The following is a 15870-nucleotide window of genomic DNA, read 5'->3' as shown; positions in this document are numbered from 1 at the left end:
GGGCGCGGGGACGCCCGGCGGAATCATCATTCGTGTTCGGCGAGATAGGCCAGCAGGCGGTCCTCATCCCACACCGGCACGCCCAGCGACTGCGCCTTGTCCAGCTTGGAACCGGCCTCGGTACCGGCCACCACGAAGCTGGTCTTCTTCGAGACGCTGCCGGAGACCTTCGCGCCGAGCGCCTCCAGGCGCTCCTTGGCGGCATCGCGGGTGAGCTGGGCCAGGGTGCCGGTGAGCACCACGGTCTGCCCGTCCAGCGGGCCCGCAACGATCTCGGCCAGCGCCGGCGCCTTGGCCAGGATCTGCTGCATCGCCTTCTCGGCGGCCAACAGCATCACGCCATTGCCATCCATGTCCAGCCAGTCGGCCAGTCCGCGCGCGGTGTCATCGGGCAGCCCGGCATTGACGAACTGGCCATGCTCGGCGTCGAGCACGGCCTGAGCACCAGGAAGTGCGGCCACCAGCTTTTCCGCGCGCAGGCGGGTGATGCCGGGAATCTCCGATTCGACCAGCAGCTGAGCCAGGTCCAGCCCCTCGCGCAGCTTGGCGCTGGGCGCATGTACATCGCTGATGCGTACCTGGCCGACCTGCAGGAGGTCATCGATGGCCTGCTGATTGCCCTGCTGTTCGAAGAAGTGACCGAGCGAGCGCGCCACTTCGCCACCGATGTCCGGCACGCGCTTGAACAGCGGCCACGGCAAATGGCGGATCAGTTCCAGGTCACCGAACCACTGCGCCAGCGCCTTGGCGGTGCTCTCGCCGACGTGTTCGATGCCGAGCGCGAACAGCAGGCGTTCCAGCGTGGCGGCACGACTGGCATCGATCGCTGCGATAAGGTTGTCGGCCCACTTGGTGGCGATCTTCTTGGTGTTCCATTCGAAGCTGGCGGACTGCGCCAGCGCCTGCGCGCGCCAGCCCGGGTCGTTGCCGTCCAGCTTGAGCACTGCATTGAGCACCGCACCACTGCCCTCGGCGGGCAGGTGCAGCTTCAGTGCGGCGGCCAGCGCCGAGGGATCTTCAGCGTCCAGCACCAGCTTCAGGTGCAGCAGTTGGTCACGACTGAGCCGGTACAGGTCAGCCACGCTCTTGACGATGCCGGCATCGACCAGGGTTTCGATGTACTTGTCGCCCAGACCATCGATGTCCATCGCGCGGCGCGAGGCAAAGTGGGCGATCGCTTCCTTGCGTTGCGCCGGGCAGGACAGCTCGCCCGAGCAGCGCCATGCGGACGCGCCTTCCTCGCGCACGATTTCCGAGCCGCACACCGGGCAGCGCGTCGGCATCTGCCACGGCGTGGTGCCCTGCGGGCGGCGGTCGAGGATGACGCTGACCACCTCGGGAATGACATCGCCCGCACGGCGCACGATCACGCTGTCGCCGACGCGCACGTCCAGGCGCGCGATCTGGTCGGCGTTGTGCAGGGTCGCGTTGGAGACGATCACGCCGGCCACCGCCACCGGCGCCAGTCGCGCGACCGGCGTAGCGGCCCCGGTACGGCCGATCTGGATCTCGATCGCCTCCACCGTGGTGCTCTGTTCCTGCGCCGGGAACTTGTGCGCGATGGCCCAGCGTGGTGCGCGCGAAACGAAGCCCATTGCCTGCTGGCCGGTACGGTCATCGAGCTTGTAGACCACCCCATCGATATCGAACGGCAGGCCGTCACGGCGCTCTCCAATATCACGGTAGTAACCCAGCAGGCCGTCGGTCCCTTCCACCACCTTGCACAGGGCGCTGACCGGGAAACCCCAGGTGCCGAGCTGCGCCAGCGTGCCCGAATGGGTGTCGGGCAGCTCGCCGCCCTGCACCTCGCCGGTGCCGTAGGCGAAGAAGCTCAGCCTGCGCTGCGCGCTGATCTTCGGATCGAGCTGGCGCAGCGAGCCGGCCGCGGCGTTGCGCGGATTGGCCAGCACCTTGCCACCGTGCTGACGTGCGCGTTCGTTGTAGGCCTCGAAATCGGCACGCGCCATGTAGACCTCGCCGCGTACCTCCAGCACGTCCGGCCAGTCCTTGCCGTGCAGGCGCTTGGGAACGTCACCGATCTCGCGCAGGTTGGCCGTCACGTCCTCGCCGGTACTGCCATCGCCACGGGTCGCGCCCAGCACGAAGTGCCCATCCTCATAGCGCAGGCTGATCGCCAACCCATCCATCTTCGGCTCAGCCGAGAACTGCAGGCTGCGGCGCCCCAGGCGCTCGTCGATGCGGCGCACGAAGTCGGCCACTTCCTCGTCGCTGAAGGCGTTGGACAGCGACAGCATCGGCACCGCGTGACGAACCTCCGGAAAGCGGCCGGAAGGACGCGCACCGACCTGCTGGGTCGGGCTGTCCGCACGGGCCAGTTCCGGGTGCTCGCGCTCCAGAGCTTCCAGCTCGCGCACCATCCGGTCGTAGTCGACGTCGGGGATCTCCGGCGCATCCAGCTCGTGATAGGCACGGTTGGCCTGGGCGATCTGCCGGCGAAGGTCTTCGGCGCGTTCGGCGGGGCTGGGGCTCATCGGGATCCGGTGGTTCTGGGATGGCCGGGAATTCTACCGCGCCCGGCTGTCAGGCCCCGTAACGCCGGCGCCTGTGTAGCGTCGGCCCGTGCCCGAGGGGTGCGCCCCCGCTTTGGCAGGTGCCAGCTTTCGCTCCCGGTCCGGCAGGTGCCAACCTTGGTTGGCACGCCTGCAGTCGAGCATGGCTCGACGCTACCGAAAGCAGCTTGCCGCGCGCCACCACCAGCGCTAGCGTGCGCTGGCTGCCCTTCGGAATCCTGCCTGTGCCCCTGCCCGCCTCCCGCCGCCATTTCCTGCAACTGGCCGGTGCCAGTCTCGCCCTTGCCGGCACCGGCGTACCCCGGCTTGCCGATGCCCAGCCCGCTGCAGCCGCGACAGCAGCCCCTGCATCAGGCAAAGGCGCGGTGCTGCTGAACTTCAACGAATGCCCCTACGGCCTATCGCCTGCAGCCCAGCAGGCCGCACGCGACAGCATCGCCGGCAGCGGCCGCTACCGTTTCGAGCTGGCCGGCCAGGTGCGCGACGCCTTCATCGAACAGGCACACATTCCGGCCTATCACGTGCGCCTCTATCCGGGTTCCAGCGAGCCGCTGAATCGCGCCGCCATCGTGTGGACGGGCCCGCAGGCGGGTCTGGTGGTAGCCGACCCGACCTTCGAGACGCTGGGCGAGGTAGCAGCGGCCCACGGCGCCCACGTGCAGAAAGTGCCATTGCGCGACGACGGCGCACATGACCTGCGCGCAATGGTGGCGGCGGCGCGTGCGCAGCCGACCGGCCTGCTGTACGTGTGCAACCCGAACAATCCGACCGGCTCGATCAGCCCTGCCGATGAGCTTGCCTGGCTGCTGGCCCACAAGCCTGCCGCCACCCGCGTTCTGGTCGACGAGGCCTACCTGCAGTACAGCGATCAACCGAGCCTGGTCGCGCAGGTAACGCAGCGCGATGACCTGATCGTGCTGCGCACGTTCTCCAAGTTGTACGGCATGGCCGGCCTGCGCCTGGGCGTGGCGACCGCACATCCCGACCGCCTGCGCGAACTGGCCCGCCTGGGCGACAACCCGCTGCCGGTGCCGGCCCTGGCCGCGGCACTGGCCAGCCTGCGCGACCCGCAGCTGATCCCGCAGCGGCGCCTGCAGAATGCCAAGGCGCGCCAGGCCACCATCGCGTGGTTGGGCAAGCGCGGTTTCAGCTGCGTTCCGTCGGAAGCAAACTGCTTCGTGGTGGATGTGCAGCGCGACGGCAGTGCGTTCGCCAAGGCGATGGCGGACAACGGCGTGGTGATCGGACGCAGCTGGCCGATCTGGCCGCAGCGCGTGCGCGTGACCGTCGGCACCGAAGAGGAGATGGCCGCGTTCCGCACTGCGTTCGCGAAGGTGGCCGGCGTACCGGCCTGACGCAGGGGACGGGGGCGAACCTCGGCTCGCCCCATCCACCCATGGCGTGGATCTCCCCGGGGATACCGATCAACGGCCGGCGGTGGGTGCCGACCGTTGGTCGGCACATCAGGTCTTACCAGCGCGGGGTCTTGGTCAGCGGCGGGGCCTGGTGCTGCCGGTCATAGGCCCGCAGCTCGTCACGGATGTGCGCGATGCGCTGGCGACCCAGAGCGTTGCGGCTGTCATCCAGCACCACGCCATCCAGCAGCTCGGCCATGCGCTGCACGGTCGGCAGCATCTTCTCCCAGGCGTCCAGCGCGGTCAGCGGCGCCGGCAAGGTCAGGAAGAACGCGATGGCCGGGGTCTCCATGGCGCGGATGTTGGCCATGTCGAAGCTGCCCGGCTTCATGATGCTGGCCATCGAGAAGATCGGGCCGCGTTCGGGGTGGCCTTCCACCAGGCGGTGGAACACGTTCATGTGGCCAAACACCAGGCCGGTCTTCTCCGCTGCCACTACGATGTCCTCGCCGCGCAGTTGTTCGCCGGCACGGGCAGCCACGAACAGCGAGACGATCTTGTCGAAGTCCTGGGTGGCACGCTTGCCCAGGTCACTGGCCGCGCCTGCATCGGTATCGGCCAGGCCCAGCTCGGCCTGCTCGCCCTCCGTGCCCAAGCCCGGTTCCACGCGGCCATCGGCCGCGGCCACACCGCCTTCGCCCAGCACCGGTTCGCGGCGCTCGCCACTGGTCGGCTCGGTGCCTTCCACGCGTCGCCCCTGGGGCTTCTTCTTCGGACGGCCAAACAGGAAGATCGCGGCGATCAACAGCAGGCCGGCGGCCAGGATGCCGATGCGCAACAGTGCCGTGTCGGACATTCGATAGGTTCTCCGGCTAGTTCATTCAGGTAATTAGGATGGCACGTCAGGCCGCGCCCGCCAATCGTGCGGCTTCTTCGAGGTCCACGCTGACGAGGCGGCTGACACCCGGTTCGCGCATGGTCACGCCCGACAACTGGTGTGCAGCCTCCATCGTCGCCTTGTTGTGGCTGACGAACAGGAACTGCACCTTCTCGCTCATTTCCTTGACCATGTTGGCCAGGCGGCCGACGTTGGCTTCGTCCAGCGGCGCGTCCACCTCGTCCAGCAGGCAGAACGGTGCGGGATTCAGCTGGAAGATGGCGAACACCAGCGCCACCGCGGTCATCGCCTTTTCGCCACCGGACAGCAGCGAGATGCTGGAGACCCGCTTGCCCGGCGGACGCGCCATGATGGTCACGCCGGTGTCGAGCAGGTCTTCACCGGTCAGCTCCAGGTAGGCATGGCCGCCACCGAACAGGCGCGGGTACAGCGCCTGCACGCCGGCGTTGACGCGGTCGAAGGTGTCTTTGAAGCGGCCACGGGTCTCGCGGTCGATCTTGCGGATGGCATCTTCCAGGGTTTCCAGCGCGGTGGTCAGATCCACGTGCTGCGAATCCAGGTAATCCGAACGCTGCGAGGCTTCGCCATACTCGTGGATGGCCGCCAGGTTGACCGGCTCCAGCCGTCGCATGCGGCCATCGATCTGATGTACAGCCTGCTCCCAGTCACCGAGGCGCGCGTCCTCTGGCAGCGTGTTGAGCACATCCTCCAGCACGAAACCGGCCTTCTCCACCGCCCCCTGCAGAGTGTCGGCGCTGAGTACCAGCGCCTGCTGGTCCAGCTTGCGCTGCGAGATGCGCTCACGCTGGGCCAAGGCCTGTTCGTCGCGCTGGTGGCGGGTCTGTTCGTAGTTGCGCAGCTCGGCGTCGATACCGTCCAGCAGCGTGCGCGCCTCGGTCAGCACGCGATCGGCGCGCACGCGCTCTTCCAGCGCGTTCTGATGCTCGGCCTGCAGTGATTCGACCGGCGAATCACCTTCATCCAGCTGCGCGTGCAGTTCGCCCAGGCGCGAATCCAGCTGTCCACGCTGCGTGCCCATGCGCTCCAGTGCCTGGCTCAAGGAGGCCAGCTGCGCCCGCTGCGATTCCAGGGTCAGCGCCAGCGAGTGCGAACGCTCGCGCACCGCGCGTGCGGCGTCGCGGGCCAGGTCGCGGGCCTCGGTCAGCTGGCGGCGCTCGCCTTCCAGCCGCTGACGGGTCGATTCCAGGTCGCCCATGCTGCTGACGGCGTTCTCCAACCGCGAGCGCGCTTCACGCGCTTGTTCGTTGTTGGCTTCAATCGTTTCCTGCAGCTGCTTCAGTTCGCCTTCGATGCGGTCGATGCGGGTACGCGCCGCTTCCACCTTGCCCTGCTGGCCCTGCAATTGGCCGGCCAGTTCGGACACCGCACGATGGGCCTGGTAGAGCGCGCGCTGCGCATCCTCGCGCTGCTGTTCGGCGGCCTGCAGCTGCTCGCGGAAACCGGCCAGCTGTTCTTCCAGCTCGGCCTCGCGGTCCTGCAGCTGCTCGATCTGCTCGCGCAGTTCCTGGATCTCACGTTCGCGCAGCAGCGCGCCCTGCTCGGCGGCACCGGAGCGCGACACGCGCAGCCAGCCCTGGCCCAGCCGCTCGCCGCCCTGGGTGATGATCGAATCGCCTTCGGGCAGGGTGGCCTGCAGCGCCTTCGCCTCGGACAGGTCGCGGGCCGCATGCAGGTGTGCCAGCAACCGACGGATCGCCACCGGGCCACGCACGCGTGCGGCCAGCGAGGTAGGTGCAACCTTCAGTTCGGCATCGTCATTGGCGACCAGCGCGAGGTGACCGTCGCCCAGCTCACCAAGCGCGTCGACCAGGCTGGCCGGGTCATCGACCAGCACGCCTTCGATCAACTGCCCAAGCGCGCTTTCCACCGCGTTTTCCCAGCCAGCGTCGACATCGAGGCGTTCGCCGACGCGCGCCGCCGAGTCCAGCCCGCGCGCCTTCAGCCAGGCGACTGCCGCGCCCTGCTCCTGGCCCAGCGCGGCCTGCTGCAGGGTTTCCAGCGAGGCCAGGCGACCGCGAAGGCCGTTGGCCTGCTTGCGCAGTTCGGCCAGTTCGTTCTGGCCATTGCGCTGCTGTTCCTGCACGGCCGCCACGCCCTGCTTGCGCAGCTCGACGTCTTCGCTCAGCTCATCCAGCGCGGTCTTCTGCATGTCGTGCTGCTGGTGCAGCTGCTCGAAGGCTTCTTCCAGTGCGTCCACGTCCAGCCCGGCGCGCTCGGCGGCCAGGGCTTCACGACGCCGGTCGGCATCGAGGATCTGCTTGTCCAGATAGTCCACGCGCGTGCGCTCGACATCGCCGGCACGCGAGGCTTCCGAACTCTGCGAGGTGTGCTGTTCCCAGCGCTGCTGCCAGCTCGCCAGCCGGTCTTCAGCCTCGCGCAGGCTTTCCTGCTTGATCTCGTTTTCTTCCTGCAGAGCTTCCAGCTGTGGAGTGGCGGCCTCCACCGCCTCGCGCAGCACCCTCAGCCTGGCTTCGTCGCCACTGATGTGCTGCCCCAGCTCGGCCAGGGCCTGCTGGGTTTCATCGCGGGCCTTGTGCAGGCGCTGCGACAACTCGCGCTGGTGCTGGATCTGCTGCTCCAGGCGGGCCAGCGTGCTGCCGACCTGGTAGACCGCCGCCTGCGCGGTGTTGAGCGCGTCGGCGGCCTCTTCGCGACGCACACGCGAGGTCTCGATGCGGGCCTCGGCGTCACGCTGGTCGGCGATCAGCTGCTGCAGCTTCGTCTCTTCCTGCGACAGCCCTTCGCGCAGCTTCGACAGGCGCCCGTCGAGGCCGCGGAATTCCAGTGCCTTCCACTCGGCATCCTTGACCCGACGCTCTTCCTGCAGCGCCTGGTACTGTTCGGCCTGCTTGGCCTGGCGCTTGAGATGCTCAAGCTGCTTGCTGATCTCGTCGCGCAGGTCACCCAGGCGGTCCAGGTTTTCGCGGGTGTGGCGGATGCGGGTCTCGGTCTCCTTGCGGCGCTCCTTGTACTTGGAGATACCGGCCGCCTCTTCCAGGTAGACGCGCAGGTCTTCCGGGCGCGCTTCGATGATCTGGCTGATCATGCCCTGCTCGATGATCGAGTAGCTGCGCGGGCCCAGGCCGGTGCCGAGGAACAGATCGGTGATGTCGCGGCGGCGGCACTTGGTGCCGTTGAGGTAGTAGTTGCTGGTGCCGTCGCGGCTGACCGTGCGCTTGACCGAGATTTCGTTGAACGAGGCGTACTCGCCCGAGATCGTGTGGTCGGAGTTGTCGAAGATCAGCTCGACGGTGGCCTGCGACACCGGCTTGCGGGCGTTGGAACCGGAGAAGATCACGTCGGTCAGCGAGTCGCCGCGCAGGCGGCTGGCCGAACTCTCGCCCATGACCCAGCGCACGGCGTCGATGATGTTCGACTTGCCGCAGCCATTGGGCCCCACCACGCCGGTCATGTTGGTCGGCAGGTGCAGGGTGGTCGGATCGACGAACGACTTGAAGCCGGACAGCTTGATCGTGGAAAGACGCATAGGGGTTCCGGACTGGGGCCGGCGAGCGGCCTGCGTTTACCCTCCAAGTCATTGATCCTGTTGGGATCGATGCCCGTGGAACGGGTGTGACGCCCTGAGTATACCGATGTGGCCGTGTTCTACGTATGGGCGTGGAACACTGTCCGCCCCCGCCCGCCGGCCGGGTCGGCCTCGGCACCCTGGCGCGGGCGCCATAAAACAAAACGGGCACCCTTGCGGGCGCCCGTTCTGCGGTGATGCCAGGCCTTGCGGCGTGGGATCAGGCTTCGGCGACGACAACGACCTTGACGGTGGTCTCGACGTCGGCGTGCAGGTGGATCAGCACGTCGTACTCGCCGATGTTGCGGAAGGCGCCTTCGCCCAGGATGACTTCGCTCTTGCTGACCGGCAGGCCGGCAGCGGTGAAGGCATCGGCGATTTCGCGGGCGCCGACCGAGCCGTACAGCTTGCCTTCGGTCGAAGCGTTGGCCGGGATGGTCACGCTCGCACCGTCCAGCTTGGCCTTGCGGGCGTCAGCTTCGGCGTGGATGGCCTGGGCCTTGGCTTCGTATTCGGCGCGCTTGGCTTCGAACTCGGCCTTGTTGCTCTCGGTGGCCGGCACGGCCTTGCCCTGCGGCACGAGGAAGTTACGGCCGTAGCCCGGCTTCACGTCGACCAGGTCGCCCAGGTTGCCGAGGTTGGTCACTTTCTGCAGGAGGATCAGCTGCATGGTATTGCTCCAGATGAGTTATTCGTTAGCGAGGCGGTGCCCCGCAACAAAGGCTGTCCGAATAGCTGGCACAGCGGGGGCGGCACCGGGCCGCCCCGCCGGGCATCAGACGTCGTGGTTGTCGGTGTACGGGATCAGGGCCAGGAAGCGAGCGCGCTTGACGGCGGTCGCCAGCTGGCGCTGGTACTTCGACTTGGTACCGGTGACGCGGCTGGGCACGATCTTGCCGTTCTCGGTCAGGTACTGGCGCAGGGTGTTGAGATCCTTGTAGTCGATCTCCTTCACACCTTCAGCCGTGAACTTGCAGAACTTGCGGCGACGGAAGAACTTGGACATGGGAAGGCTCCTTAGGCGGCGGAAGCGGCGTCGTCGCCGGCTTCGTTGTCAGCGGTGGTGTTGGACTCGCCTTCTTCGTCGTCACGACGACGGCGCTCACCGCGCTCAGGCTTGTCACCCTTCTCGTCCTTGCTCTTCATGATCAGCGACTGCTCGGTGTCAGCCTCGTCACGCTTGATGACCAGGTTGCGCAGCACGGCGTCGTTGAAGCGGAAGCTCTCGGTCAGTTCGTTCAGAACGGCCTGGTCGGCTTCGATGTTCATCAGCACGTAGTGGGCCTTCACCAGGTTCTGGATCGGGTACGCCAGCTGGCGGCGGCCCCAGTCTTCCAGACGGTGGATGGTGCCGTTGCCGTTCTCGACCAGCGACTTGTAGCGCTCGATCATGGCCGGGACCTGCTCGCTCTGGTCCGGGTGGACCATGAACACGATTTCGTAATGACGACTCATGTTTTTTCTACCTTTCGGATGTGGCCTTGCGGCCGGACAGCCCCCCGCCGTTGAGACCGCGGTGGGGCAAGGGTTCCCGCCGGGCAGGCAGGAAGCCGCGCATTATGGCGCAGATGGGGTGGCCGGGCAACCGGTAGGCCACCTGGCACCCTGAACCGGGGCGAGCGCCCAGCCGAGCCCGGGTTGGGCGCTATCAGAACGATCAGGTCCCGCCGGGCCCTCAGGCCTTGTCGGCGTCGGTCGTGAAGCTCTCGCCGCAGCCACACTCGGCGGTGGCATTGGGGTTGCTGAACGTGAAGGTCTCACTCAGGCCGTGCTTGCCGAAGTCGATCACCGTGCCGTCCACCAGCGCCAGACTCTTGGCATCGACGTAGATCTTCACGCCGTCCTGCTCGAACACGGTATCGCCCTCGCGCTCGTCGCGGGCCAGGTCGGTCACGTGGCCCCAGCCGGAGCAACCGGTCTTGGTCACGCCGAAACGCAGGCCCAGCGCGCCGGGGGTCTGGGCGACGAAGCGCTGCACGCGCTCGAAGGCAATGGGGGTCAGGCTGACAGCCATGAGGCTACTCCAGAGGTACGGGGACATTATAAGGAGCCGTTGCCATGAAAAATGCCTCGCAAGCGGAACACTGCAACCGGTAAACTCCCGTGTTCACAGATCGAGTCGATCAGCAGAGGATTCAAGTCATGACGGTGGTCAGCGTTGAACATGCGCTTGCCGGGAAGATCCCGGAAGGCGGCGAAGTCACGGTACGCGGATGGGTGCGCACGGTGCGCGGTTCAGCGAATCTGGCTTTCGTGAATGTGAGCGACGGCTCCTGCTTCGCCCCGATCCAGGTCGTGGCCAACGACACCCTGGCCAACTTCGACGAGATCAAGCGCCTGACCAGCGGCTGCTCGGTCATCGCCACCGGCACGCTGGTGAAGTCGCAGGGCAAGGGCCAGTCGTTCGAGATCCAGGCCAGCGCGCTGGAGGTGGTCGGCTGGGTCGAAGACCCGCTCACTTACCCGATCCAGCCCAAGCCGATGTCGCCGGAGTTCCTGCGCGAAGTGGCGCACCTGCGCCCGCGCACCAACCTGTTCGGCGCGGTCACCCGCATCCGCAACTGCCTGGCCCAGGCCGTGCACCGCTTCTTCCACGAGAACGGCTTCAACTGGATCAGCACCCCGATCATCACCACCTCCGATGCCGAAGGCGCCGGCCAGATGTTCCGCGTGTCCACCCTGGACATGGTGAACCTGCCGCGTGACGAGAAGGGTGCGATCGATTTCAGCCGCGACTTCTTCGGCAAGGAAACCTTCCTGACCGTGTCCGGCCAGCTGAACGTCGAGGCTTACTGCCTGGCGCTGAGCAAGGTCTACACCTTTGGCCCGACCTTCCGCGCCGAGAACAGCCACACCACCCGCCACCTGGCGGAGTTCTGGATGATCGAACCGGAAATCGCCTTCGCCGACCTGGCCGAAGACGCGCGCCTGGCCGAAGAGTTCCTGAAGTATCTGTTCCGCGCAGTGCTGAACGAGCGTGGCGACGACCTGGCCTTCATCGCCGAGCGCGTGGACAAGAACGCGATCACCAAGCTGGAAGACTTCATCAACGCCCCGTTCGAGCGCATCGACTACACCGATGCGGTCAGCCTGCTGCAGAAGTCCGGCAAGAAGTTCGACTTCCCGGTCGAATGGGGCCTGGACCTGCAGACCGAGCACGAGCGCTGGCTGACCGAGGAACACGTCGGTCGCCCGGTGGTGGTGACCAACTACCCCGAGCACATCAAGGCCTTCTACATGCGCCTGAACGACGACGGCAGGACCGTCGCCGCGATGGACGTGCTGGCCCCGGGCATCGGCGAGATCATCGGTGGCAGCCAGCGCGAAGAACGCCTGGACGTACTGGACGCGCGCATGGCCCAGTTCGGCCTGGATCGCGAGCACTACAGCTGGTACCGCGATTTCCGCCGCTACGGTTCGGTACCGCACGCTGGCTTCGGCCTCGGCTTCGAGCGCCTGGTGGTGTACGTCTGCGGCCTGTCCAACATCCGCGATGCGATCCCCTACCCGCGCGCCCCGGGCAGCGCGGACTTCTAAGCCCCAAACGACCACGGAGGTACTGCCCCCATGACCCTGTTCTTCGCCCTCTGTTTCGTCGGCGTTGCAGTGGCCGGGTTCAGTGCCTTCGTGATCTTCTGGCCGCTGACCCTGGTGCATGTGCGCGACCGCCATCCGGCGCTCGCCGAGCGCTTCGGCAGCGGCGCCTTCCTCAAGCCCGATGCCCTGGCCTGGCTGCTGCGCCGCGACTATCGCCAGCAGCCGGACCGCTCGCTGTCCGGGCTGGCGACGCCGGCCTGGGTATCGCTGCTGACTCTGCTGGCCGGACTGGGCATGGCCGCCCTGCTCTGGCTGGCCTCGCTCTGGTAACACATCCATGAATGACATCACCGCCTCGCGCGACAGCTGGTGGCTGGCCAGCCTCGGCAATACCCTGATCTGGGCGCGTCTGCGCGTGCGCCCGGCCGGCACCGCCGAAGTGCTCGACAGCGATGGCAACACGCTGAGCTACGACAGCGAAGACACCGCCCGTTCGCAGCTGTTCGACGCCGAGTTCGTCGAGTACGACGGCCTGGACGAGGAGGACGCGCTGGTGCGCGGCTTCAGCCTGCACGAAGTGCAGCCGCCGCAGGCCGACAGCGACGAGGGGCTGCGTGGCCGCATGATCCAGTCGCTGGGCGGGCGCGCCTGAGCCGCCCATGTTCACCCCGCGCGCCTTCGCCGAGACCGACCTGCTCTGGCTGGATCGCCTGCTGGCGCGTGACCCGTTCGTCGCCGTGCTCACTGTCGGCAGCGACGGCCTGCCCGAACTGACCCGGATACCGGTGCTGTACCACCGCGACGGCGAACACATCGAGCTGCGCGGTCACTGGGCCCGCGCCAACCCGCAGTCGCGCCACAACGGCGCGGCCAAGGTTCTGGTCGATGGTCCGCACGGTTATGTCTCGGCCAGCTGGTACCCGGACAAGGAACAGGCCGCGCGGGTGCCGACCTGGAACTACGCGGCCGCCGAACTGCGCGGCCAGCTGCAGACCTTCGACGACGCCGAGGCGCTGGCCGGACTGGTCGGCGCAATCAGCAACCGTTTCGAAGCCAGCGTCGGGCAGGCCTGGCAGTTCGACGCCACGCGCGCCGAGCATGGCCCGGAGCTGCGCGCGATCGTCGGCTTCCGCTTCCAGGTCGAGCACGTGCAGCTGAAGCTGAAACTCAGCCAGAACCATCCCGAGGCCAACCAGCGCGCAGTGATCGCCGAACTGGAACAGCTGGGCACCCCCTCTTCCACCGAGCTCGCGCAGTGGATGCGCTGGCACCGTGAACAGGCCGCTACCGGCGGCTGATCACCTCAGACTCCCGCAAAGACGCGTCCGGATCGGCCGCGCCTTGCCCCCACCCGACGCCAGGGATACCGCATATGAAAGACATCCACCGCCTGCTGCAGAACAACCGCGACTGGGCCGATCGCATCGCCAGGGAAGACCCTGACTTCTTCCAGCAGCTGTCCAAGCAGCAGCATCCGGAGTACCTGTGGATCGGCTGCTCCGACTCGCGCGTGCCTGCCAACCAGATCATCGGCATGGCCCCGGGCGAAGTCTTCGTGCATCGCAACGTCGCCAACGTGGTGGCACACAGCGACCTGAACTGCCTGAGCGTGGTGCAGTACGCGGTGGACCAGCTGAAGGTGAAGCACATCCTGATCGTCGGCCACTACGGCTGCGGCGGCGTGCATGCCTGCCTGCACAACACCCGCGTCGGCCTGGCCGACAACTGGCTGCGCCATGTCGGCGATGTCGTGCAGAAGCACCAGGGCATCCTCGATGCGATCGAGGATGACGAGCTGAAGCACGCGCGCCTGTGCGAACTGAACGTGATCGAGCAGGTCGCCAACCTGTGCCGTTCGACCATCGTCGAGGACGCCTGGGCGCGCGGCCAGAAGCTGATGGTGCACGGCTGGGTCTACAGCCTGAAGAACGGCCGCGTCAGCGAAATGGGCATCGACGTCGGTGCGCCGGAAGAGCTGAAGCCGGCCTATGAAAAGGCGCTGTCCTATGTTCCGCGCCAGGGCCGGCGCGACTGACCTCCCTACGGACCACGACCATGCTCGCCTCGCCGATCAACCTGCACGCCTGGATCGAAGAACATCGCCACCTGCTGAAGCCGCCGGTGGGCAACAAGATGATCGACAACGGCGACTTCATCGTGATGGTGGTGGGCGGGCCGAACTCGCGCACCGACTACCACTACGACGAAGGCCCGGAGTGGTTCTACCAGCTCGAGGGCGAGATGGTGCTGAAGGTGCAGGAAGACGGCGCGGTGCGCGACATTCCGATCCGCGCCGGCGAGATCTTCCTGCTGCCGGCCAAGGTGCCGCACTCGCCGCGGCGCCCGCCCGGCGGGATCGGCCTGGTGGTCGAACGCAAGCGCCTGCCGCATGAGATGGACGGCGTGATCTGGCACTGCGAGCGCTGCAACCACAAGCTGCACGAAGAGTTCTTCCAGTTGCAGAACATCGAGACCGACCTGCCGAAGGTGTTCGCGCGCTATCACGCCAGCCTGGAATTGCGTACCTGCAGCCAGTGCGGGCACGTGGATCCGCTGCCGGCGCCAGCGGCGGGCTGAGCACCTGCCCCTGTAGAGCCAAGCCCATGCCCGGCTTCGTGGCCCGGCAGCCGAGCATGGGCTCGGCTCTACAGGTTCGGCGGCAGGCACGCCGCCAAGCGCTACACTGGCAGCCCCGTTGCAGCCTGTTGCCCGACCATGTCCGACCTGCTCAGCCGCACCCACGCCATCGCTCTGGACGCCGCCGATCCGCTGCGCCCGCTGCGCAACGAATTCCTGATTCCACGCCACGGTGGCGGCGAGCAGACCTACTTCGTCGGCAACTCGCTGGGGCTGCAGCCGCGCGGCGCGCAGGCGGCCGTGCAGGAAGTGATGAAGCAGTGGGGCGAGCTGGCGGTGGAAGGCCACTTCACCGGCCCTACCCAGTGGCTGTCCTACCACCGCCTGGTAAGCGCGCAGCTGGCCCGCGTGGTCGGTGCGCTGCCCAGCGAAGTGGTGGCGATGAACACCCTGAGCGTGAACCTGCACCTGATGATGGTCAGCTTCTACCGGCCGACGGCCGAGCGCCCGGTGATCCTGATGGAAGCCGGTGCGTTCCCGACCGACCGCCACGCGGTGGAAGCGCAGATCCGTTTCCACGGGTTCGACCCGGCCGAGTGCCTGGTCGAAGTGCAGCCGGACGAAGCCAATGGCACGATCTCGCTGGCCGCGATCGAACGTGCCATCGCCGAACACGGCCCGCGCCTTGCGCTGGTGCTGTGGCCGGGCGTGCAGTACCGCACCGGCCAGGCCTTCGACCTGGATGCCATCACCCGCACCGCCCGCCTGCACGGTGCGCGCATCGGCTTCGACCTGGCGCACTCGGTCGGCAACCTGCCGTTGCGCCTGCATGACGTCGCCCCGGATTTCGCCGTGTGGTGCCACTACAAGTACCTCAACAGCGGCCCCGGCGCAGTTGCCGGTGCCTTCGTGCACGAGCGCCATCATCGCGATACCACGCTGCCGCGTTTTGCAGGCTGGTGGGGGCATGAAGAAGCTACCCGTTTCCAGATGGCACCGCAGTTCACCCCGGCCGTCGGTGCCGAAGGCTGGCAGCTGAGCAATCCGCCGATTCTCGGCCTGGCGCCGCTGCGCGCCTCGCTGGACCTGTTCGAGCGTGCGGGAATGGACGCGCTGCGCAGCAAGTCGCAGGCACTCACCGGCATGCTCGAAGCCCTCGTACATGCGCGCCTTTCAAACGTACTGGACATCATCACGCCCACCGATCCGCAGCGCCGTGGCTGCCAGCTGTCGCTGCGCGTGATCGGGGGGCGCGAGCGCGGACGCGCACTGTTTGAACACCTGCGCAGCATCGGCGTGCTCGGCGACTGGCGCGAACCTGATGTGATCCGCATCTCGCCCACCCCGCTCTACAACCGCTACCTGGACGTGCACCACTTCGTCGAGGAAGTGGAAGCCTGGGCCGGCCTCTGAGCCGCCCCCTCC

The 15870-nt window shown here is 67.2% G+C and carries 15 protein-coding genes; 8 read left to right on the top strand and 7 right to left on the bottom strand.

Annotated elements, in window-relative coordinates; genetic code table 11:
- Nucleotides 1-26: 26 nt before the first annotated feature.
- On the bottom strand, nt 27-2498 hold the full coding sequence (gene ligA / locus AC5P8Z_RS08550) for an NAD-dependent DNA ligase LigA (protein ID WP_495228933.1): 2472 nt from the start codon (nt 2496-2498) through the stop codon (nt 27-29).
- Nucleotides 2499-2755: 257 nt separating this feature from the next.
- On the opposite strand from ligA, the gene AC5P8Z_RS08545 reads away from it, so the two are divergent.
- Nucleotides 2756-3886: a pyridoxal phosphate-dependent aminotransferase gene (locus AC5P8Z_RS08545; RefSeq protein WP_495228754.1), complete on the top strand. Its 1131-nt coding sequence runs from the start codon at nt 2756-2758 to the stop codon at nt 3884-3886.
- A 115-nt stretch (nt 3887-4001) separates the two neighbouring features.
- Here the strand turns inward: AC5P8Z_RS08545 and zipA are convergent, their stop codons facing one another.
- The 6 genes from zipA to AC5P8Z_RS08515 form a co-directional block, all read right to left on the bottom strand.
- Complete coding sequence (gene zipA / locus AC5P8Z_RS08540) at nt 4002-4742, bottom strand: cell division protein ZipA (protein ID WP_295568681.1); 741 nt, start codon at nt 4740-4742, stop codon at nt 4002-4004.
- Between the two features lie 46 nt (nt 4743-4788).
- Entirely contained in the window at nt 4789-8292 is a 3504-nt protein-coding gene (gene smc / locus AC5P8Z_RS08535) for a chromosome segregation protein SMC (RefSeq protein ID WP_495228752.1), read from the bottom strand.
- Nucleotides 8293-8551: 259 nt separating this feature from the next.
- Nucleotides 8552-9001, bottom strand: coding sequence for a 50S ribosomal protein L9 (gene rplI, locus AC5P8Z_RS08530; RefSeq protein ID WP_043398478.1), 450 nt, complete (start codon nt 8999-9001; stop codon nt 8552-8554).
- Nucleotides 9002-9106: 105 nt separating this feature from the next.
- Nucleotides 9107-9337 carry a 30S ribosomal protein S18 gene (gene rpsR, locus AC5P8Z_RS08525; protein WP_002804494.1) on the bottom strand — a complete coding sequence of 77 codons (231 nt, stop codon included), beginning with the start codon at nt 9335-9337 and terminating at the stop codon, nt 9107-9109.
- A gap of 11 nt (nt 9338-9348) precedes the next feature.
- Nucleotides 9349-9786 carry a 30S ribosomal protein S6 gene (gene rpsF, locus AC5P8Z_RS08520; protein WP_005417400.1) on the bottom strand — a complete coding sequence of 146 codons (438 nt, stop codon included), beginning with the start codon at nt 9784-9786 and terminating at the stop codon, nt 9349-9351.
- A 220-nt stretch (nt 9787-10006) separates the two neighbouring features.
- The gene (locus AC5P8Z_RS08515; protein ID WP_049428383.1) at nt 10007-10345 is read right to left on the bottom strand and encodes a HesB/IscA family protein; all 339 of its coding nucleotides are present in this window, start codon (nt 10343-10345) and stop codon (nt 10007-10009) included.
- 128 nt (nt 10346-10473) lie between these two features.
- On the opposite strand from AC5P8Z_RS08515, the gene asnS reads away from it, so the two are divergent.
- The 7 genes from asnS (at nt 10474) to kynU (ending at nt 15858) form a co-directional block, all read left to right on the top strand.
- A complete protein-coding gene (asnS, locus tag AC5P8Z_RS08510) occupies nt 10474-11868 on the top strand; it encodes an asparagine--tRNA ligase (RefSeq protein WP_116863291.1) in 1395 nt (464 codons plus the stop codon).
- A gap of 30 nt (nt 11869-11898) precedes the next feature.
- Complete coding sequence (locus AC5P8Z_RS08505) at nt 11899-12198, top strand: hypothetical protein (protein WP_005417403.1); 300 nt, start codon at nt 11899-11901, stop codon at nt 12196-12198.
- A gap of 7 nt (nt 12199-12205) precedes the next feature.
- Nucleotides 12206-12520, top strand: coding sequence for a hypothetical protein (locus tag AC5P8Z_RS08500; protein ID WP_006453002.1), 315 nt, complete (start codon nt 12206-12208; stop codon nt 12518-12520).
- A 7-nt stretch (nt 12521-12527) separates the two neighbouring features.
- Nucleotides 12528-13166, top strand: a complete 639-nt coding sequence (locus AC5P8Z_RS08495) for an FMN-binding negative transcriptional regulator (protein ID WP_286068989.1) — start codon at nt 12528-12530, stop codon at nt 13164-13166.
- A gap of 74 nt (nt 13167-13240) precedes the next feature.
- Complete coding sequence (can, locus tag AC5P8Z_RS08490) at nt 13241-13903, top strand: carbonate dehydratase (RefSeq protein WP_286068991.1); 663 nt, start codon at nt 13241-13243, stop codon at nt 13901-13903.
- A gap of 20 nt (nt 13904-13923) precedes the next feature.
- The gene (locus AC5P8Z_RS08485) at nt 13924-14445 is read left to right on the top strand and encodes a 3-hydroxyanthranilate 3,4-dioxygenase (RefSeq protein WP_286068993.1); all 522 of its coding nucleotides are present in this window, start codon (nt 13924-13926) and stop codon (nt 14443-14445) included.
- Nucleotides 14446-14583: 138 nt separating this feature from the next.
- Nucleotides 14584-15858, top strand: coding sequence for a kynureninase (gene kynU, locus AC5P8Z_RS08480; RefSeq protein ID WP_495228749.1), 1275 nt, complete (start codon nt 14584-14586; stop codon nt 15856-15858).
- Nucleotides 15859-15870: the final 12 nt, after the last annotated feature.

The sequence above is a fragment of the Stenotrophomonas sp. YJH_SMC_17 genome, from assembly GCF_059371655.1.
Note: the sequence above shows the minus strand (reverse complement) of the source record. Positions and strands in the feature narration are given on the sequence as shown.